The organism is Mycolicibacterium austroafricanum, from assembly GCF_000612725.1.
In the GTDB taxonomy this organism is placed as follows: domain Bacteria; phylum Actinomycetota; class Actinomycetes; order Mycobacteriales; family Mycobacteriaceae; genus Mycobacterium; species Mycobacterium austroafricanum.
Map to the genome: position 1 here is coordinate 33,332 of NZ_HG964455.1, position 18,180 is coordinate 51,511.

The 18,180-nt window shown below is 67.2% G+C and carries 17 protein-coding genes; 10 read left to right on the forward strand and 7 right to left on the reverse strand.

The window, feature by feature from the left end:
• Nucleotides 1-72 precede the first annotated feature (72 nt).
• Both BN976_RS20360 and BN976_RS20365 read left to right on the forward strand, forming a co-directional pair.
• Nucleotides 73-894: an SMP-30/gluconolactonase/LRE family protein gene (locus tag BN976_RS20360; RefSeq protein WP_036373399.1), complete on the forward strand. Its 822-nt coding sequence runs from the start codon at nucleotides 73-75 to the stop codon at nucleotides 892-894.
• Nucleotides 895-912: 18 nt separating this feature from the next.
• The gene (locus BN976_RS20365) at nucleotides 913-1,728 is read left to right on the forward strand and encodes a thioesterase family protein (RefSeq protein WP_036373402.1); all 816 of its coding nucleotides are present in this window, start codon (nucleotides 913-915) and stop codon (nucleotides 1,726-1,728) included.
• 60 nt (nucleotides 1,729-1,788) lie between these two features.
• Here the strand turns inward: BN976_RS20365 and BN976_RS20370 are convergent, their stop codons facing one another.
• Nucleotides 1,789-1,983: a ferredoxin gene (locus BN976_RS20370; protein ID WP_011779462.1), complete on the reverse strand. Its 195-nt coding sequence runs from the start codon at nucleotides 1,981-1,983 to the stop codon at nucleotides 1,789-1,791.
• A 16-nt stretch (nucleotides 1,984-1,999) separates the two neighbouring features.
• Complete coding sequence (locus tag BN976_RS20375) at nucleotides 2,000-3,253, reverse strand: cytochrome P450 (protein ID WP_036373405.1); 1,254 nt, start codon at nucleotides 3,251-3,253, stop codon at nucleotides 2,000-2,002.
• Between the two features lie 44 nt (nucleotides 3,254-3,297).
• On the opposite strand from BN976_RS20375, the gene BN976_RS20380 reads away from it, so the two are divergent.
• Together BN976_RS20380 and BN976_RS20385 are read left to right on the forward strand one after the other, a co-directional pair.
• On the forward strand, nucleotides 3,298-3,861 hold the full coding sequence (locus BN976_RS20380; RefSeq protein WP_011779460.1) for a TetR/AcrR family transcriptional regulator: 564 nt from the start codon (nucleotides 3,298-3,300) through the stop codon (nucleotides 3,859-3,861).
• A 10-nt stretch (nucleotides 3,862-3,871) separates the two neighbouring features.
• The gene (locus BN976_RS20385) at nucleotides 3,872-4,486 is read left to right on the forward strand and encodes a TetR/AcrR family transcriptional regulator (RefSeq protein ID WP_011779459.1); all 615 of its coding nucleotides are present in this window, start codon (nucleotides 3,872-3,874) and stop codon (nucleotides 4,484-4,486) included.
• Here BN976_RS20385 and BN976_RS20390 read toward each other — a convergent pair.
• On the reverse strand, nucleotides 4,479-5,633 hold the full coding sequence (locus tag BN976_RS20390) for a DUF1214 domain-containing protein (RefSeq protein WP_011779458.1): 1,155 nt from the start codon (nucleotides 5,631-5,633) through the stop codon (nucleotides 4,479-4,481). The genes BN976_RS20385 and BN976_RS20390 overlap by 8 nt on opposite strands.
• Nucleotides 5,634-5,708: 75 nt before the next feature.
• On the opposite strand from BN976_RS20390, the gene BN976_RS20395 reads away from it, so the two are divergent.
• Nucleotides 5,709-6,968 (forward strand): sulfotransferase family protein, encoded by a 1,260-nt coding sequence (locus tag BN976_RS20395; protein WP_011779457.1) that lies wholly within the window; start codon nucleotides 5,709-5,711, stop codon nucleotides 6,966-6,968.
• On the opposite strand, the gene BN976_RS20400 is transcribed toward BN976_RS20395, so the two are convergent.
• Complete coding sequence (locus tag BN976_RS20400; protein WP_011779456.1) at nucleotides 6,944-8,134, reverse strand: CaiB/BaiF CoA transferase family protein; 1,191 nt, start codon at nucleotides 8,132-8,134, stop codon at nucleotides 6,944-6,946. The two genes, BN976_RS20395 and BN976_RS20400, sit on opposite strands and share 25 nt — an antisense overlap.
• An 80-nt stretch (nucleotides 8,135-8,214) precedes the next feature.
• Between BN976_RS20400 and BN976_RS20405 the strand changes: the two genes are divergently transcribed.
• From BN976_RS20405 to BN976_RS20425, 5 genes are all read left to right on the forward strand, one after another.
• Nucleotides 8,215-9,357, forward strand: a complete 1,143-nt coding sequence (locus BN976_RS20405) for a phosphotransferase (protein WP_011779455.1) — start codon at nucleotides 8,215-8,217, stop codon at nucleotides 9,355-9,357.
• Nucleotides 9,358-9,438: 81 nt separating this feature from the next.
• Complete coding sequence (locus tag BN976_RS20410; protein ID WP_011779454.1) at nucleotides 9,439-9,981, forward strand: TetR/AcrR family transcriptional regulator; 543 nt, start codon at nucleotides 9,439-9,441, stop codon at nucleotides 9,979-9,981.
• A 46-nt stretch (nucleotides 9,982-10,027) separates the two neighbouring features.
• Nucleotides 10,028-11,515 carry an aldehyde dehydrogenase family protein gene (locus tag BN976_RS20415; protein WP_011779453.1) on the forward strand — a complete coding sequence of 496 codons (1,488 nt, stop codon included), beginning with the start codon at nucleotides 10,028-10,030 and terminating at the stop codon, nucleotides 11,513-11,515.
• A 113-nt stretch (nucleotides 11,516-11,628) separates the two neighbouring features.
• Nucleotides 11,629-12,057 (forward strand): nuclear transport factor 2 family protein, encoded by a 429-nt coding sequence (locus tag BN976_RS20420; RefSeq protein WP_036374128.1) that lies wholly within the window; start codon nucleotides 11,629-11,631, stop codon nucleotides 12,055-12,057.
• A gap of 577 nt (nucleotides 12,058-12,634) precedes the next feature.
• On the forward strand, nucleotides 12,635-15,574 hold the full coding sequence (locus tag BN976_RS20425; RefSeq protein WP_036373410.1) for a hypothetical protein: 2,940 nt from the start codon (nucleotides 12,635-12,637) through the stop codon (nucleotides 15,572-15,574).
• Here BN976_RS20425 and rlmN read toward each other — a convergent pair.
• The 3 genes from rlmN to frr are packed head-to-tail and all read right to left on the reverse strand — an operon-like array spanning nucleotide 15,571 to nucleotide 18,153.
• On the reverse strand, nucleotides 15,571-16,668 hold the full coding sequence (rlmN, locus tag BN976_RS20430) for a dual-specificity RNA methyltransferase RlmN (RefSeq protein ID WP_036373413.1): 1,098 nt from the start codon (nucleotides 16,666-16,668) through the stop codon (nucleotides 15,571-15,573). The genes BN976_RS20425 and rlmN overlap by 4 nt on opposite strands.
• A gap of 46 nt (nucleotides 16,669-16,714) precedes the next feature.
• Entirely contained in the window at nucleotides 16,715-17,593 is an 879-nt protein-coding gene (locus BN976_RS20435) for a phosphatidate cytidylyltransferase (RefSeq protein WP_036373414.1), read from the reverse strand.
• 2 nt (nucleotides 17,594-17,595) lie between these two features.
• Nucleotides 17,596-18,153, reverse strand: a complete 558-nt coding sequence (gene frr, locus BN976_RS20440; protein ID WP_011779448.1) for a ribosome recycling factor — start codon at nucleotides 18,151-18,153, stop codon at nucleotides 17,596-17,598.
• Nucleotides 18,154-18,180 lie beyond the last annotated feature (27 nt).

An 18,180-nucleotide genomic window follows, 5' to 3' on the forward strand; every position in this document is an offset into this window, starting at 1 on the left:
CACGACATGCTCCTGGTTGACAGCTGCACCCAGCGAGCGTGACACTTATCGCGTGTTTTGTAAAGTCATGATATGACGCTCACTCCGCTGGCCAACGGCTTCTGCTTCGGCGAGGGTCCGCGCTGGTTCGAAGGCCTGGTGTGGTTCTCCGACATGCTCGGCGAGGCGGTCCACACCGTCACGCTGGCCGGTGAGATGAGCACGCTGCACCTGGCCGGACATGCGCCGTCCGGCCTGGGGTTTCGGCCGGACGGATCGCTGTTGATCGTCTCCACCGAACGACGGCAGATACTCGGCTACGACGGCGATTCGGTGACCACCGTCGCCGACCTGTCGGCCATGGTGCCCGCCGCACTCGGTGACATGGTGATCGACCGGCACGGCGGGGCCTACGTCGGATCCCAGGCACGCGAGGGCGGCGTCATCGTGCGGGTCGACCCCGACGGTCAGCGCTCCGAGGTGGTCGCCGGGGATCTCGACTTCCCCAACGGGATGGCCATCACCGCTGACGGTGCCACGTTGATCGTCGCCGAATCCACCGGCAGACGCCTGACGGCATTCAGCATCGCCGAGGACGGAAGCCTGGGTGGGCGAAGGGTTTTCGCCGATGGCTTGGACGGCCCACCCGACGGCATCTGCCTCGACGTCGCAGGCGGGGTGTGGGTGGCGATGACGCTGGCACACCAGTTCGAGCGCGTCGAAGAGGGCGGTGAGGTGACCGACCGGATCGGCATCGGCGACCGCACCGCCATCGCGTGCACGCTGGGGGGCCCGGAGGGCCGCACGCTGTTCATGTTGACCGCCGCAGACGCCTACCCCGAACGCCTGCGCGGCACCACACTGTCCCGGCTGGAAGCCACCACCGTCGACATCCCGGCCGCCGCGCCGGCCTGACAACTTCGAGAGGCACTGATGTCGGACTGCTACTACGAGCTCGTTGACGCCGCAGACGATCGCGGCGAGAAGTTCGCGGCCACCGACTTCGTGCGCAGCACGTGGTCGGCCGCCATCCAGCACGCCGCGCCCGTGTCGGCGCTGCTGGTCCGCGGACTGCAGCGCTGTGAGGCGCGCGACGACACCCGGCTGAGCCGGGTGGTGGTGGACCTGCTCGGCCCGGTGCCGGCCGAGGGCGACTTCTGGGTGCGGGCCCGGCGGGAGCGTTCAGGCAAGCAGATCGAGCTGATCAGCGCCGAAATGCTGGCGCTGGGACCCGACGGGCAGCCGCGACCGGTGGCCAGGGCCAGTGGGTGGCGACTGCAGACGTTGGACACCGCCGCCGTGGTGCATGCGCCCGCCGTGCCGCTGCGCCCGGTGTCGGAGGCACGCAGCCGTGACATGAAGAAGGACTGGGACCGCAATTACGTCCACAGCCTCGACTGGCGCTGGCTCACCACACCGATGACCGAAGGGCCCGGCGAGTCGTGGATCAGGCCTGAGGTCGATCTCGTCAAGGGCGAGTCGATGACCCCGCTGGAACGGCTGTTCGCCGTCGCCGACGACGCCAACGGGATCGGCACCAAACTCGACATCCGCAAGTGGACGTTCCTGAACACCGACCTCGCGGTGCACATCCACCGGGTGCCCGGCGGTGAGTGGGTCGGCATCCGCGCCGAGACCAACTACGGGCCCGACGGTATCGGCACCACGCTCGGAACGCTGTTCGACGAGACCGGCGCCGTCGGCGCGATCCAGCAGTCGGTCCTGGTCCGCCCCCGCCCGCCCAAATAACCTGCCGCGGAATAGCATTCCGGGCTGCGGCGAGGGCCCCCTCGACAACGACCGGGAATGCTATTCCGCGGCGAGGTAGAGGGCCGCCGCCGGGCACTGGGTGATGGCCTGCTGCATCCGGTCGCGGTCGGACTCCGGACGGTCGGCGTCGTGGATCACCACCGCGCCGTCGTCCTGGACTTCGAACACGTCCTCGGCGATCGACTCACAGATGCCGTGCCCGGTGCATTTGGCGAGATCCACCGCAATCCTCATGCGCACTCTCCGATCCTCATCGAACGTGGGCGGGCAGCCGCTTCACACCGTGGACGAAGCTGCTGTGGAGCAGGTCGGGTTCACCGAACTCGACCGTCTTGAGTCGAGTGAGCAACTCCCTGAACAGGTTTCGCAGCTCCGCCTTTGCCAACTGGTTGCCGAGGCAGAAATGCGGGCCGCCGCCGCCGAACCCGAGATGCGGATTCGGCGAGCGCGACAGATCGAAGCCCGCCGGGTTGTCGAACACCGCCTCGTCCCGGTTGGCCGAGCAGTAGAACAGCCCGACCTTGTCCCCCTCGGCGACCGGGTGCCCGTTGATCTCGGTGTCCCGCGTCGCGAACCGCGCGAACTGCAGCACCGGCGACGACCACCTGACGAACTCCTCGACCGCCGCGCCGATGCGGCCGTCGAAGTCGGCCATCAGCCACGCGCGCTGCTGCGGGTTCTCCACCAGCGCCATCATCGCGTGCGTGATGGTCTGCTTGGTGGTGTCGTTACCCGCCGACGCCAGCAGGATCAGGAACGCCCCGATCTCCTCGTCGGTGAGCCGCTGGCCGTCCACCTCGGCGTTGACGATGCCGGTCATCAGGTCGTCCCCGGGATGGGCCCGGCGGAACTTCGCCAGCTCGGCGCCGGTGCTCGACAGCAACATGATCTCGTTGAGGGTGTTGGCGGCCCGCTCTTCCAGGGAGCTGTACTCGTCGTCGCTCATCGAGAACAGTTTCTCGGCGGCCAGCGCCACGGCGGGCTGATCGGCGCCGGGCACCCCGAGCATCTCCATGATCGTCAGCATCGGCAGTCGCGCAGAACAATCCGCGACGAAGTCGATGTCGCCGGCCCCGACCAGGTCGTCGACGATCGCCACCGCGTTGCGCTGGATCTGCTCCTCGATCTGGCGGACGTTACGCGGGGTGAACGCCGAGCTGATCAACCGGCGGTAGGTCGTGTGCTGCGGCGGGTCCATGGTGAGGAAGAACGACGCGAAGCGCTGCACCTCGGCGGGCATCGGGTCCAGCGCGACGCCGCGCGCGGAGGTGAACAACTCGGGATGCTGGCTGACGTAGGCGATGTCGGCCCGCCGGGTCACGGCCCAGTAGCCGGGCTCCTCCATCGGGAACAACGACGGAAACGGTGCGTGCCAGCTCAGCCCGTCACCGGCGCGCAGCCGCGCGAACGATTCGTCACGCTGCGCGAAGGGTCGGCTCCAGAAGTCGTGGGAGGTGATGTCGATCGCGCTGTGCTCACGCTCGTGCAGCGATGGTGCAGTCACCGAATTAGCGTGACACTTCACCGTTAATTTGTAAAGCTGTCTGCATGCCGCAACCGCCGCCGGGTGATCGTGGTCCGCAGAGCGCCGACGATCCGGACTCCCCGACACGCCAGCGCATCCTGGCCGCAACGGCAGAAGTGCTGGGCCGCAACGGCACAACCAAGTTGTCGCTGTCCGAGGTGGCCAGTCAGGCCGGCGTCTCCCGCCCGACGCTGTACCGGTACTTCGCCGACAAGCGCGAGTTGCTCGATGTGTTCGTGGTGTGGGAACGCCAGTACTACGAACGCGCGATAGCACGGGCCACCGCGGATCTTCCTGTCTCCGAGCGCCTCGACGCGGCGCTGCGGGTCATCGTCGAATACCAACTGTCCTACCCCGGCCTGCGCATGGTCGACGTCGAACCCGATCAGGTGATCAAGAGACTGACCCGCGTGCTGCCGCTGATGCGCGATCGCCTGCAACGACTGTGCACCGGGCCCGACGCCGCTCTGGCGGCGGCCACCGCGGTGCGCGTGGCGATCTCGCAGTACCTGGTGCGCAGCGACGACTCCGAACAGTTCCTCGCCCAGTTGCGCCACGCGGCCCGGGTCAAGCACCGCGATATGTAGGGTTGCGGCCATGGGGCGCAAGGGCTGGCGCGGTGCACCGCCGGCCGATGACCGCGAAGCGCGCCAGCGCATTCTCGACGCCGCGCTGGCCAGCATCGAGAGACGCGGGCCGAGACTCACCACGCTGACCGAGGTGGCCGCCGATCTGGGCATCACCCGCCCGACCATCTACCGCCACTTCACGTCCTCCGAGGACCTCCTGGCGGCCGCGGCCGAGATCGCCCTCGACCATTGGACGGCGCGTATCGGGGAGATGTCCGGCCACTTCACAGACGCCACCGATCTGCTCGTCGAGGCCGTCGCCTATCTGATCGAGCGGCTACCCGACGAACCGCTTCTCGGGCTGTTGCTGGAGACCGACCGGATGCGCGTCATGAGCCGCAAGATGGTGATGCCTGCGGCCGTGGCCCGATCGCGAACCATGTTGGAGCACACCGGCATCGACTGGTCGGCGATGGGATTCACGGGCCGACGGATGGACGACCTGGTCGAGTTCCTGCTCCGGATGATCCAGTCGATGGTCATCGCGCCGTCGAATCCGGCCCGTAGCGCCGCCGCGCTGCGCGGCTACCTGCGGCAGTGGATCGGCCCGGTGATGTCCGCGGGCGCAGGCGATCTCAGCTGATCGTCACCGGCGCCTGCGCGACGGGCACCACCGTGGTGGCGGGGTGTTCGGGCAATTCGTCGGCGAGAAACCAGCGAAATGACATCAGCCCTTCCGGATGCCCCTTGGTCGAGAGCGCATTGGGGTGGGCGAGCTGCTCGGTGCTCACCACGATCGTGACCGAGCCGTCGGAGTTCGGCACCGCAGAGCCCGAGTTCAGCCCCGCCCGGCCGTACTCGACGTCGAGAGCAGCCATGTACTGGTTCCACAGCGTGAGATTCCAGAAGCGGCACTTCGGGTGCTTCGACGTGATCACCAACGCCTCACCCGGCTCGAGGGAGAACCCACCCAGGCAATAGCAGGCATCCTGCATCGAGTAGCCGTGCGTGGCAGCACCCGCGCGGTACGGCGGGGCCAGGGTGTTGAGGCTCAGCGACTGCCCGTCGGCCAGTTCGACGGGTTTGCGCTCCATCAGTATCAGCGGTATCAGCGCATACATGTCCTGGGCGAACCGCAGCGACGCGCGCAGCGACTTCGCCACGTCCGCATCGGATTTCGCCGGGGTCGCAGGCAGGCCACCGTGGTCGACGACCTCGATGTCCCACTGCACCCGCGCCCCGGACTCCGGATGCTCGTGGTAGTCGCGGGTGATGATGCCGCGCGCGTCGTGGCTCAGCTCGATGAACGGTCCGTCGTAGCCGGCTGGGCGTTGCGGGCCGAGCACACAACGGAATCGGCCGTCAACGTCGATCGGCATGTCGACGTCGTAGAGCAGCCCGACGGTGCGGTTGGGCCACGCCCCAGGCTCGGGCTCGTTGTACACGGTGACCGAGTACATGACGCTGTCATTCGGGCGCCCGCTGATCCGGTAGGTCCGACGCGGGTCGACGGCCGCGTAGCCGTAGTAGCAGTCGGTGTTGTCCCCGCCCCAGCGCCGATCCGGCCGAAACGGCGTCAACGTGTCGATGAACCGCGGCGCCACCGGATCGGCGAAATAGTGCATGTCCAGGGACAACGCGAGCATGGTGGCCAGGTTCTGATAGCCCTCGGCCACCGCGGTCTGCCCCCGCACCGCCTTGGGGCCATCGAGGAACTGAGTGTCGAAATCGGCGAACGCCGAGAGTAATTCGCGCCACGCGGCGGCACTCTCACCCGCGGAGGAAGACATGGAAGAATCCTAGACACAAAACTTACGTCAAGACACTTCTTGTAAGATCTGTAACGCCCGGGTAGCGTCTGCGCCGTGACAGCCCCGCCCTCGCCGCGGCCGGCAGCCGCCGTGCACATCGCCGATCTGGCGCGCCCGACCTTCAGCCCGGAGGCGCAGGCGATCATCGACGGCATGGCGGCGATGGCGGACTACTGCCCGCTGACCGCGGACGCGCTTCACGAGCAGGCGTCCATACAGACCGGCCTGACCGACTTCGGTGCTCAGGACTACCGCGAACGGATGGCGGTGCTACTGGAGGCATTCCACGAACTCCCCCGGCTCACCGCGTCCGGCCGCACCTACGCGTTCTCGTTGATGCTGACGTTCCTCAAGGGCAGACTGCAGGTCATCGATCACCTCAAGCGGCACCCCGAGGTCTTCGACGTCGACATCGCGGCCCCCATGATCATCGCGGGCCTGCCCCGGACGGGCACCACGCATCTGCACAGCATGTTGGCCGCGGATCCGGCGCTGCGTTCGCTGCCGTACTGGGAGGCCCAGGAGCCGTTGCCCCCGCTGGGCGAGGAGGGCACGATCGAACCGCGGCGGGAGCGCACCGGCGCAGCCCTGAACATCTCGAACACGCTGATGCCCTACTTCCAGTTGATGCACGAGATGACGATCGACCACATCCACGAGGACATCGGGTTGATGGTGCAGGATTTCGCGAGCGGGTTCTTCACCACGCTGACCCATCTGCCGCGCTGGTCGGATTACCTTCGCGACAATGACCAGACGCCCGGCTACCAGTTCCTGCGGATGATGCTGCAGGTGCTGTCCCACCAGGACGGGTACGAGCGGCGATGGGTACTCAAGAGTCCACAGCACCTCGAGCAGTTCGTGCCGATCATGAACGTCTTTCCGGACGCGACGTTTATCGTGACCCACCGCGATCCCGTCGACGTGTCGGTGTCGATGGCCACGATGATGACCTACACGATGCGCATGAGCGTCGACGAGGTCGACGTGCCCACCGTGGCCGGCTACTGGATCGACCGCATAGACGAGATGCTGTCGGCCTGCCTGCGCGACCACGACAAGCTGCCTCCCGAGCGCACCATCGACGTGCGCTTCGACGAGTTCATGGCCGACGACCTGGCCATGGTGGAACGGGTGTGGGACGTGGCCGGATACCGTCCCTCCGCCGAATCCCGAACAGCGGTAAGCGAATACCTGGCCGGGCACACCCGGGGCAGGCTGGGCACGGTCGATTACCGCGCCGCCGACCTGGGCCTGGACTCCGACGAGCTGCGGCGACGGTTCACCCCCTACATCGAGCGATTCGTCCACTGAGCGAGTTCGGCGAGGACCTCCTCTGTGTGCTCCCCCAGTTCTGGTGCAGCGCAACGCACTTCGGCGGGCGTGCCGTGAAAGTCCGCCGGGGTGGCGACCATCGGGACCGCCCCGCCGTCGGAGTCGGGCACATAGACGATCCCGCCGGATGCGTGGAACTGCTCGTCGGCGATGACGTCTTCCATCGAGTTGATCGGCGACCAGAACAGATCCGGTTGTCCGGAGAAGACCTCCGCCCATTCTTCCAGCGTCTTGCCCGCGAAGACGGTGTCCAGTTCGGCGATGAGTTCGACCGCATTGGCCGCGCGCGCCCGGCCGGTGGCGAAACGTTCGTCGGACAGCCAGTCCGTGCGCTCCACCGCGGCGCACAACGCGGGCCAGTGCCGCTCGCCCTGCAGACCGACCAGCCAGAACCGGCGCCCGTCGGCGGCGGTGTAGTTGTTCATGCACGGGTTGCCCATCGTCTCGCGCTGCCCGATCGCGATCGGGTGCCCGGTGAGCAGGAACGTGTTGAGATCGAAGCTGACGGTGTAGGCCCCCTGCCGGTACAGCGACGTGCTCACCAACTGCCCTGCGCCGGTGCGGGCCCGCGCCACCAACGCCGCACACACGGCACCGGCCAGGGTCATACCGGCCATGTGGTCGCCCATCCCGCCGCGCTGGAACGGCGGCGCCTCACCGGGGCGGGTCAGCAGGTGAGCCAGACCGGACCTGGCCCAGAACGCGGCGACGTCGTAGGCGGGCCGATCCGCGTCGGGGCCGTCGCTGCCGTAGCCGGTGATCAGGCCGTAGATCAGCTGGGGGTTTGCCGCCGCCACCGCCGGGAAGTCCAGCCCGATGCGGCGCAGCGCACCGGTGCGGATGTTGGTCAGGAACACGTCGGCGCCGGCGAGCAGCTCGCGCGCCGAGGACTGCCCGTCGGCGGTCGCGAGGTCGAGCACCACGCTGCGTTTTCCACGGTTGTCCATCTGGAACGGCGGGCTGACATGATGGCGATCCTGCGGTTGGATGCCCAACATCCGACCGAATGTGCGCGCCGGGTCGCCGCCGGGCGGTTCGATCTTGACGACATCGGCGCCCCAGTCGGCGAGGATGCCACCCGCCGCGGGACCGGCCACCCACACGCCGAGCTCGACCACCCGCAGACCTTCCAGCGGACCCGCCATGCCGGCCTCCCTTTTAACTTTACAAATATGGGTGATTTTGTAAGCCTGTTCTGGCTACAGGTACAAGCCTAGGAGGCGTGTTGACCGTCATCACCCAGCGGATCGCAAGGGCCGCCGGTCTGGCCGCGCATCTGGGCCGCGCCCTCGGCAGGATCGGGACCGATGCACTGATCGGCCGCGCTCGTGCGCTGCCCCGCACGGTCGCCGATCTCGACGCCGCCGCGATGTCATCGGTCATCGGGCGCGCGGTGACGTCGGTGTCGGTGCTCGACGGCGACGCGGGCACGTCGTCGCGGGCCCGGCTGGCGCTCACCGGTGACGGCGTCCCCGAGTCGGTGTTCGTCAAAATGGCGGCCGAGACCGTCGGCACCCGCCTGATGGGTGAGCTGGGCAATCTCGCCGAGACCGAGACGCGGTTCTACCGGGAGCTTTCCCCGGAGCTCACCACCGGCGTACCGCTCAGCTACGGCTCCGCCTTCGACCCGTACACCGGCCGGTACATCCTCGTTCTTGAGGATCTCGCGGGCGGCGACTGCGAGTTCCCCGACACCTTGCACCCGATCGACGCGGATCGCGCCGCGCTCGTCGTCGAGCTGTTGGCCACCGTGCACGCGACGTTCTGGGGCCGCTTGCCCGCCCGGGGCCACGCCGGCCCGCTCGGCTGGCTCTACTCGGCGTCGGGCGACAGCGCATCCCTGCTCACCGCGCCGCTGCTGCGGACGTCGGCGCGGCGGCTGGCCGAACGCACCCCCCTGCCCGTGCACCGAGGTGGCTTCATCGACGACAACTACCGCGCCATCGCCTCGCTCGTCGACCGCCCGCCGCACACCGTCATGCACGGCGACGCCCACCCCGGCAACCTGTACTTCCGCGACGGGCGGGCCGGGCTGCTGGACTGGCAGGCGGTGCGGCGCGGCCACCCCGGCCGGGAGCTGGCATACACGCTGGTCACCAGCATGACCACCGAGGATCGGCGGCGCTCGGAGCGGGATCTGCTCGATGTCTACCGGCGCGCGCTGGCGGCGTCGGGCGGGCCGGAGCTGGACGGTGACCAGCTGTGGGACCGCTACCGGCAGGGCGCGATGTACCCCTACGTCGCCACCCTGATCACCGCGGGCATGGGCGGGATGCAGGACGACGGCATCGCGTTGAAGGGCCTGGAGCGGAGTCTGCACGCGCTCGACGACCTCGACACCGTCGCCCTGCTGGAGAAGAGTTTGTGAGCGACGCCGCCCGCGTGCCACCGCTGCGCTGCCCGGACACGCTTTACGATCGAGACCGAACCCGTAAGTGAGGCCAGGTACGTGAACGAACCCGCAAGCGATGCCGCCGCCGCCGAGGACACCTCGACGAGGCACCGGATCCTCGTCGCCACCGCCGAGGTGCTCAGCCGCAGCGGGCAGACGAAGCTGAGCCTGTCCGAGGTCGCCCTTCAGGCCGGGGTGTCACGTCCGACCCTCTACCGCTGGTTCGCCGACAAGCCGGCCCTACTGGAAGCGTTCGGCATCTACGAGCGCGAGATGTTCGAGACCGGAATCGCCAAGGCCACGGCCGGGCTGCGCGGCAACGACCGGGTGGACGCCGCGATGCGGTTCATCGTCGACTACCAGCAGTCCTATTCCGGCGTGCGGCTCGTCGACATCGAACCCGAGGTGGTCATCGGCCGCCTGGCCCACATCATCCCGGCGATGCGCGCCCAGCTGGAGAAACTGCTTCCCGGCCCCAACGGCGCGGTCAAGGCGGCCACGGCGATCCGGGTGGCCGTCTCGCATTACATCGTCCGCGCCGACGACGACGATCAGTTTCTGGCACAGTTGCGCCATTCGGTAGGAATAAAGCCGAGCTAACAGAAAACGCGTGACACCCGGCGTAAAACTTGTAAAGCTGTCAGGCATGACGACGACCGAGACCGACACGGGTGTGCTCGCAGGCGACGAGCGCATGCTCATCGACGGGGAACTGCAAATCACGGGCAGCGGAGCCACATTCGACGTGATCCACCCCGCCAGCGAGCAGGTCGCCGGGCGGGCCACCGACGGCACCGTCGAGGACATGGCCCGCGCCTGCAGCGCGGCGCGGCGGGCATTCGACGAGACCGACTGGTCACGGGACCTGGACTTCCGGTATCACTGCCTGACCCAGCTGCACGAGGCGCTGGAGCGCAACAAGGAGCGGCTGCGCCGCATCCTGATCACCGAGGTCGGCTGCCCCGTCTCGGTGTCCGGCAGCCAGATCGAGAGCCCGATCGAGGAGGTCAAGCACTGGGCCGAGCACGGCCGGGATTTCGACTACCTGGTCGACAACGGCGTGCATGACACCCCGCTGGGGCCGGCGCGGCGCAAGATCCACTACGAAGCGGTCGGTGTGGTCGGCGCGATCACCCCGTGGAACGTGCCGTTCTACCTCAACATCGCCGAGACGGTGCCTGCGCTGATGGCCGGGAACACCGTCGTGCTCAAACCCGCGCAGCTCACGCCGTGGTCGGGCACCGAGTACGGGCGCATCGTGGCCGAGGAGACCGACATCCCGGCAGGTGTGTTCAACGTGGTGGTCTCCAACGCCAACGAGGTGGGCGCCGCGCTGTCGGCCGATCCGCGGGTGGACATGATCACGTTCACCGGCTCGACCGCCACCGGCCGCGCGATCCTGGCCGCCGGCGCTCCGACGGTGAAGAAGACGCTGCTGGAACTCGGTGGCAAGTCCGCCCACATCGTGCTCGACGACGCCGACTTCAACGCCGCGCTGCCACTGGCCGCGATGATGGCGTGCGTGATGTCGGGGCAGAGCTGCATCCTGCCCAGCCGGATCCTGTTGCCGCGCAGCCGCTATGACGAGGGCATCGAGATCCTCAAGACCATGATGGAAGGATTCCCGGTCGGCGACCCGTGGACTCCCGGCAACATGCAGGGCCCGCAGATCAGCGAAGCCCAGCGGCAGAAGGTCCTCGGTTTGATCAAGAGCGGCATCGACTCGGGTGCCCGGCTGGTCACCGGGGGCGGCATCCCGGAGAACCTGCCGGTCGGCTACTACACCCAACCGACGCTGCTGGCCGACGTCGATCCCGATTCGCAGGTCGCGCAGGAGGAGATCTTCGGCCCGGTGCTGACCGTCACCCCGTACGACACCGACGACGACGCGATCGCAATCGCCAACAACACGATCTACGGCCTGTCCGGTGAGGTCAGCAGCGCCGACGTCGACCGCGCGTTCGCCGTCGCCTGCCGGATGCGCACCGGCAACGTGACCATCAACGGCAAGAGCCACTTCGGAATCGGCAGCCCGTTCGGCGGCACCAAACAGAGCGGCCTGGGCTACCGCAACGGCGAAGAGGGCTACAAGGAGTACCTCGAGGCCAAGACCATCGGCATGCCCGACCAGTGAGCGAGCGTGCGAGCGAACCGTTCATGACGAGCGAGCGTGCGAGCGAACCGTTCATGACGAGCGAGCGTGCGAGCGAACCGTTCATGACGAGCGAGCGTGCGAGCGAACCGTTCATGACGAGCGACGCCGAACAGATCGCCGGGCTGCTGTACCGGTACGCCCGGGCCGTCGACACCAAGGACTGGGAGCTGTACCGCTCGGTGTTCACCGACGATGCGCACATCGACTATTCGTCGGCCGGCGCCGTCGTCGGCGGCCGTGACGAAGTCGTCGAGTGGTTCGCCGCGAACTTCGGGGTGATCCCGTGGAGCATGCACTACATCACCAACATCGAAGTCACCGATTTCAATACGGACGTCGACGGCGACACCGCCACGGTGCGCGCGATGTTCTACAACCCGATGCAGTTGCCGGGCATGGCGGAGCAGAGCGCGTGCGGTGGCTACTACCACCACGAGGTGGTTCGCACCCCTGACGGCTGGCACAGCCGTCGGCTGCGCGAGGACAACGTATGGTTCGTCAACGCGCCGGGCGTGCCGTGACGCCTCAGCTCTGAGTAGCCCGCATTCCACCGTTCAGGACCGGAGTCCAATTCTGCGCCGGCGCCGGATTCAACGGAATCACGCCGACGCGCACCAGCGGGCCGAGCCTGCCGTGCAGCTTCTCGCCGACAGGGCAGAGCGACCTGGGTGACCGCAACGGCATGGAGAGCTGCCCGGACTATTTTGTGTCCAGACCGTCGGCACGCCCGGCCAGTGAGCGACGAGATCCGACGGACATCTGGAAGAAGAATTTTGAGTGAACGTCAATATTTGCTGAGGTTACCGGTTCGTGGCGCCGTCGGCATTGGCGACGGTACCAAATCGGGAAAGCTGGAGCGTAGCGGCCAGCCGGCGTCATCCGTAGCGTAATCACTTCTATAACAGAGGAACTGTCGAGTCACCCCGACAGCCGGTCAGGTCCGCATCACGTGGCCGCCCGCCGCTTCCACGTGGTAGGAATAGCTGCGCCCCTGGGCGCCCCGCATATTTGCTGCTGCTTGATGGTGGGAAGAGGGCCTTGATGTCAGCTCATGCGCGACGCCGGCAGACCAGTGCAGCGACGAAGGGGTCGCGTCGGGTGGACCGACAGTCACGGATCGAGCCCTATGCCTGGCTGGGAGCGGGTGCGGTCACGCTGGGCATCGGGGCGGCTTTGGTCGGCGGAGCCGGTGTCGCGCACGCCGAGGACGGAGCGGACGGCGGCTCGCCGTCGACGTCCACCTCGAGCTCGACCTCCGAAAGCAGCCGCAGCACTCAGCACTCGGACGCCGCGGGCGATGGTGACACCGACAGTGCTACGCAGCAGCCGAGGAGTGACCTGCCGTCGTCGGGCCGCGTGGAAGACCCAGAGCCGCAACAAGAGCCTGATCCGAACGGTGCATCGAGCTCGGTGGTGGACTCCGCGGAATCGAGCGCGTCTGACCCGGAACTCCCACCCGATGATGGCGGGACGGAATCCGAAGAGGCAGCGTCCGATTCGGCACCGGCACGTGCCGGCACGCGCACCGACAATTCAGATGCTTCGACTCCGGTCGAGGGAGGCAGCGACGGCCGGAAGTCCGCTGCGCAAGCCGACGACCACAGTGCGGAGCGGACCGCGTCACCAAACACGGCGGCGACAGACGCGACGTCGAGCATTCCGCCGGAGGACCCCCCGGTCGGCAACGTGGGCATCGACGTCGCGGAAGCAGAAGCTGACCCCGACGGCGCCGCGACGTCCTCGACGCAATGGCTTGCGGCGGCCACCTCGCAACACGAAGCGGCCGACACCATGGTTGCGGCCATCGTTCCCATGCCCCCAGCCGGTGTCTCGACACAGACGGTGAATCCGAGTCGCCCGGTCAACCGCTTCGCGCTGGCGGTCCACACTCTTCTGAAACCCATCGGGAAGCTTCTGACCGAGCTGGGGGGACTCATCCTGGGCGCCCGCGCCGACCCGGTCCCTCCCGGCGCATGCCGGGACGGCGTCTGCAATCCCACCACTGACATCCCACTTCCCTGGGTTCGCAACGAAGTCACCGTCCTGAACCTGACCGGCAGGCGGGTCACCCTGACCGACCTCGACACCAAGCTTCCGCTGACCTACGGCCCGCAGGAAGGGTTCGTCCTCGAGAATGCGCGCCAGGTCGAGCTGGCGTTCTACCAGGGCAACAGTTACTGGGACGAAGACTGGACCTACGAGGGCACGATGATCTGGTCGGACGGATCCACGACCGTCAGCGTGGACGTCGACGCAGGCGGCGCCACTGCGTCGACCTCCGACAGCGGCGTGCAGACCGTCATCTTCGAGACTCCGGAATCCATCGGCGGCCCGTCGCTCATCTCACTCCGGCAGACGTTGGTGCTCCTGCCGGAGGCCGGCACCGTGATCACCATCGACAGCACGGACCCCGTCGGGCAAGCGCTCGTCGCCTCGGCCCTGTGCAAGGTGTCGGGCAGCTGCACCCAGGAAGTCGTCGACGAGCAGGTCATGCTCAGCGCGCCGAAGCAGGTCGGCAATACACTGTTCAACGCCGGAAGCGTCGTCTCGACCAATAGGTACAAGGTCGTCCACGAGGTGACCAAGACCAGCGGTGTCGAGGAAAACCTGAAGGTGGTCGCCGGCACCTCATTGAATTTCTCCCTCGGGCCGCTCGCCTTCCAGACCGAAATCGGCGCGCTGGTGCAACAGAAGTACGGGCACAGCTGGAGCGACGGCATCACCACCGAGTCCCAAGTGGATCTGGATGTGCCGCCCGGAAGCTACGGCCAGATCTACGTGCAGTACCCCGAATATCACGACTACGTCAACATGACGTTGACCAATTCGGGTGTCACCATCACGATTCCCGACGTCGAGTACGTCAGCCTGGCACCCTCGGGCGCCCTCGACAAGGAGGGGAACCCGGTCGCGGTCACCTACTCCACTGTCGACTGGGAGATCGGGACCGGCCCACACCCCTACCCCGATTCCAATTCAGAGCCGACGCCTCCGGAGACCGCTGCCGTCGGCTTTGTGACCCCGCCCGACATCGCGGCGCCCGCCCCGGCGCCCACTGCCAAACCGAAGTCCCTGTTCGGCATCATCGGCGGCTATCTGCGGGATCAAGTTCGGGCGTTCCGCATGCTGCCGAACATCGTGTTCGCCGGCCGAGCCATCAGCTCACAGACGATCCGGGTCGTCAACCTCACGCCCTACGCGCAGACGCTCAGCAGCATCACCGGCGAATACGAGGAAGACGACTCCCCGGAGAAGGGCTTTGTCCTGCAACCCTTCCAGGAGATCGACATCCAGGTGGATTACAACGTCTTCCAGGACCAAGAGACGTACGTGACGTGGACCAACGCGACGGGTATCGCCGCCTCGGCGGAGCTGAAGGTTTTCAACGGGGGCAGTGCACCCCGGGTCACCTGCCAGAGCGACGGTTGCATGGCGGGCAGCTACGACCGCGACAGCGCCGTCATGTACCTGATCTACCCGTATGACACACCGGGCCGAATGGACGTCACGAACGACCCGAACCTCGCGGCTGCAGCGGTCGACGTGGCGTGCGCGCCGGGCTATGACGACGCGATGCCCGGCTCGTGCGGGGTGAACGTCACCGGCGACACCTACTACAACGCGCCGACATCGGGACCCGTCCAGCAGCAGAACAACTTTGGCTCCCAGACGAACTCGTACTACTACACCATCACCACCACGAAGAGTGAGTCGGCGAGCTGGGCCGCCGGCGGGGGCGTCAAGCTCAAGGAGAAGGCCGGTGTGTTCGTCGGCCTGCAGATCGAGATCGAGGCATCCGTGCTGTACAACAGTTCGGTCCAGGTCAAGGACTCGGAGTCGAGCACAGTCGTACAGAACTTGCTCCCGGATTATGGGGGCGCCATCTACATCGGCGATCCCTACCTCCGCACGTACGGCGACTACATCGTCAACCTGCCCAACCTCACCATGGTCGTCACCGGCCAGTGGATCGAGGCGGCGTCCGGGCTCGCCGCTCAGGGACCGGTGGCCAACGTCGTCGACTACCCGCTGAGCTAGCCCTCGGCTGCCAATTGCCCACAGGCGGCCGCGATCTCGCGGCCTCGGGTGTCACGGACCGTGCAGGACACGCCCTTGGCGCGGACCCGGCGGACGAACTCCCGCTCGACCGGTTTGGGGCTGGCGTCCCATTCGCTGCCCGGTGTCGGGTTCAACGGAATCAGGTTGACGTGCACCAGCGGGCCGAGCTTGCCGTGCAACTTCTTACCGAGAAGGTCTGCGCGCCAAGGCTGGTCGTTGACATCGCGGATCAACGCATACTCGATCGACACCCGGCGACCGGTCACGTCGGCGTAGTAGCGCGCCGCATCGAGAACCTCGTCGACCTTCCAGCGGTTGTTCACCGGGACCAGCGTGTCGCGCAGTTCGTCGTCGGGGGTGTGCAGCGACAGCGCCAGCGTCACGTTGAGTTTCTCGTCGGCGAGTTTGCGGATCGCCGGTGCGAGCCCGACGGTCGACACGGTCACCGAGCGCGCCGAGATCCCGAAACCGTTGGGTGATGATGCTGTGATTCTTCGGACCGCGGCCACCACCCTGTTGTAGTTGGCCAACGGCTCGCCCATACCCATGAAGACGACGTTGGACAGCCGCCCACCATCGCGGTCGCGCAACTCGGCGCTGGCGGCGCGTACCTGCTCGAGGATCTCGGCGGTCGACAGGTTGCGCTTGAGCCCGCCCTGGCCCGTCGCACAGAACGGGCAGGCCATGCCGCACCCGGCCTGGGACGAGATGCACACCGTGTTGCGGTCGGGATAGCGCATCAGCACGGATTCGAACGTCGTGCCGTCGACGGCGCGCCACAACACCTTGCGCGTCTCACCGGAGTCACATTCGATCTCGCGCGCCGCGCCGAACAGCGTCGGGAACAGCGCGTCGGCCACCCGCTCGCGTACGGCGGCGGGCAGGTCGGTCATCTGGGTCGGGTCGGCGATCAGCCTGCCGTAGTACTGGTTGGCCAGCTGCTTGGCCCGAAACGCGGGCAGACCGAGCTCGGCGACGGCGGCTGCGCGGCCGGACTCGTCGAGGTCGGCGAAGTGCCGCGGCGGCATCGCGCGACGCGGCGCATCGAAAACCAGGGGCAGCGGATTGGGCATCGGGCCCAGTATCTCATTCCGGAACCGCAGGAAGCCCCGCCGCGAGTCAGGCGAGCAGCGACAACACGATCCAGGTCGCGACGGCCGACGGCAGGATGGAGTCCAGACGGTCCATCAGCCCGCCGTGGCCCGGCAGCAGGGTGCCCATGTCCTTGATGCCCAGATCACGCTTGACCTGCGACTCGACGAGGTCGCCGAGGGTTCCGGTGATGACAAGCATCAGCCCGAGCGGGATACCGATCCACCACGGGTTGTCGGTGAGGAACTGCACTGCCAGCGACGAGACGACGACACCGAGAACCAGTGAGCCTGCCAGCCCCTCCCACGACTTCTTCGGGCTGATCGCCGGCGCCATCGGGTGCTTCCCGAACAGCACACCGGCGGTGTAGCCGCCGACATCCGATGCGACGACGCCGAGCATCAGGCAGAAAACCCGCCCGGCCCCGTCGTCGGGGTAGATCAACAGCACGCCGAAGCTGGCGAATAGCGGCACCCAGGTGGCCAGGAACACGGTGGTGGACATGTCACGCAGGTAGTTCTGCGGGGCATCGGAGAGGCCGTCCGACACCAACCGCCAGATCATGCAGACCACGACGGTGCCACCGAAGGCGCCCAGCGCCCCGGCGGCACCGAACGGCCAGGTCAGCCAGATCATCGCCTGCCCGCCGACGAGCAGCGGCACCACCGGGATCGAGTAACCACCCTCGCGGAGTCGGCGGACGACTTCGTGGGTCGCGATTGCGATCGCCACGGAGACGACCCCTACCCACACCTTCGGTGCGAACAGCAGGACGACGATGAGCATCGCGCCGAGGGCGACGCCCACGGCGATCGCGGCGGGCAGATTGCGCCCGGCACGCGAGGCCTTCTTCGGCGGCTCGTTGACCGGCTTGGATATCACGGGAGTCGAGTGCTGGTCGGTCATGCTCAGACCTCCAGCAGCTCGCCTTCCTTGTGCTTGACCAATTCGTCGATCTGGTGGGTGTACTGCTGGGTGGTCTTGTCGAGGTCCTTCTCGGCGCGAGCGACGTCGTCCTCGCCGGCGTCGCCGTCCTTCTTGATGCGCGTCAGCTCCTCCATGGCCTTGCGGCGGATGTTGCGGACCGACACCTTGGCGTCCTCACCCTTGCCCTTGGCCTGCTTCACCAGGTCACGGCGCCGCTCCTCGGTGAGTTGCGGGATCGACACCCGGATCACGTTGCCGTCGTTGGTGGGGTTCACGCCCAGGTCCGAATTGCGGATCGCGTCCTCGATCGGGCGCAGCTGGCTGGCCTCATAGGGCTTGATCACCACCATCCGCGCCTCGGGCACGTTGATGCTGGACAGCTGGGTGATCGGGGTGACGGCACCGTAGTAGTCGACGTGGATCCGGTTGAACATGCCGGGATTTGCGCGTCCGGTGCGGATCGACGCGAGGTCGTCCCGTGCCACCGCGACGGCCTTCTCCATCTTCTCCTCGGCATCGAAGAGGGTTTCGTCGATCACTGCTTGTCTCCCGTCGCTGTTGCTGCC

Coding starts and splice junctions, on each gene's coding strand:
- BN976_RS20360 (WP_036373399.1), top strand. CDS start 73: ATGACGCTCACTCCGCTGGCCAACGGCTTCTGCTTCGGCGAGGGTCCG.
- BN976_RS20365 (WP_036373402.1), top strand. CDS start 913: ATGTCGGACTGCTACTACGAGCTCGTTGACGCCGCAGACGATCGCGGC.
- BN976_RS20370 (WP_011779462.1), bottom strand. CDS start 1,983: ATGAGGATTGCGGTGGATCTCGCCAAATGCACCGGGCACGGCATCTGT.
- BN976_RS20380 (WP_011779460.1), top strand. CDS start 3,298: ATGCCGCAACCGCCGCCGGGTGATCGTGGTCCGCAGAGCGCCGACGAT.
- BN976_RS20385 (WP_011779459.1), top strand. CDS start 3,872: ATGGGGCGCAAGGGCTGGCGCGGTGCACCGCCGGCCGATGACCGCGAA.
- BN976_RS20390 (WP_011779458.1), bottom strand. CDS start 5,633: ATGTCTTCCTCCGCGGGTGAGAGTGCCGCCGCGTGGCGCGAATTACTC.
- BN976_RS20400 (WP_011779456.1), bottom strand. CDS start 8,134: ATGGCGGGTCCGCTGGAAGGTCTGCGGGTGGTCGAGCTCGGCGTGTGG.
- BN976_RS20415 (WP_011779453.1), top strand. CDS start 10,028: ATGACGACGACCGAGACCGACACGGGTGTGCTCGCAGGCGACGAGCGC.
- BN976_RS20420 (WP_036374128.1), top strand. CDS start 11,629: ATGACGAGCGACGCCGAACAGATCGCCGGGCTGCTGTACCGGTACGCC.
- rlmN (WP_036373413.1), bottom strand. CDS start 16,668: ATGCCCAATCCGCTGCCCCTGGTTTTCGATGCGCCGCGTCGCGCGATG.
- BN976_RS20435 (WP_036373414.1), bottom strand. CDS start 17,593: ATGACCGACCAGCACTCGACTCCCGTGATATCCAAGCCGGTCAACGAG.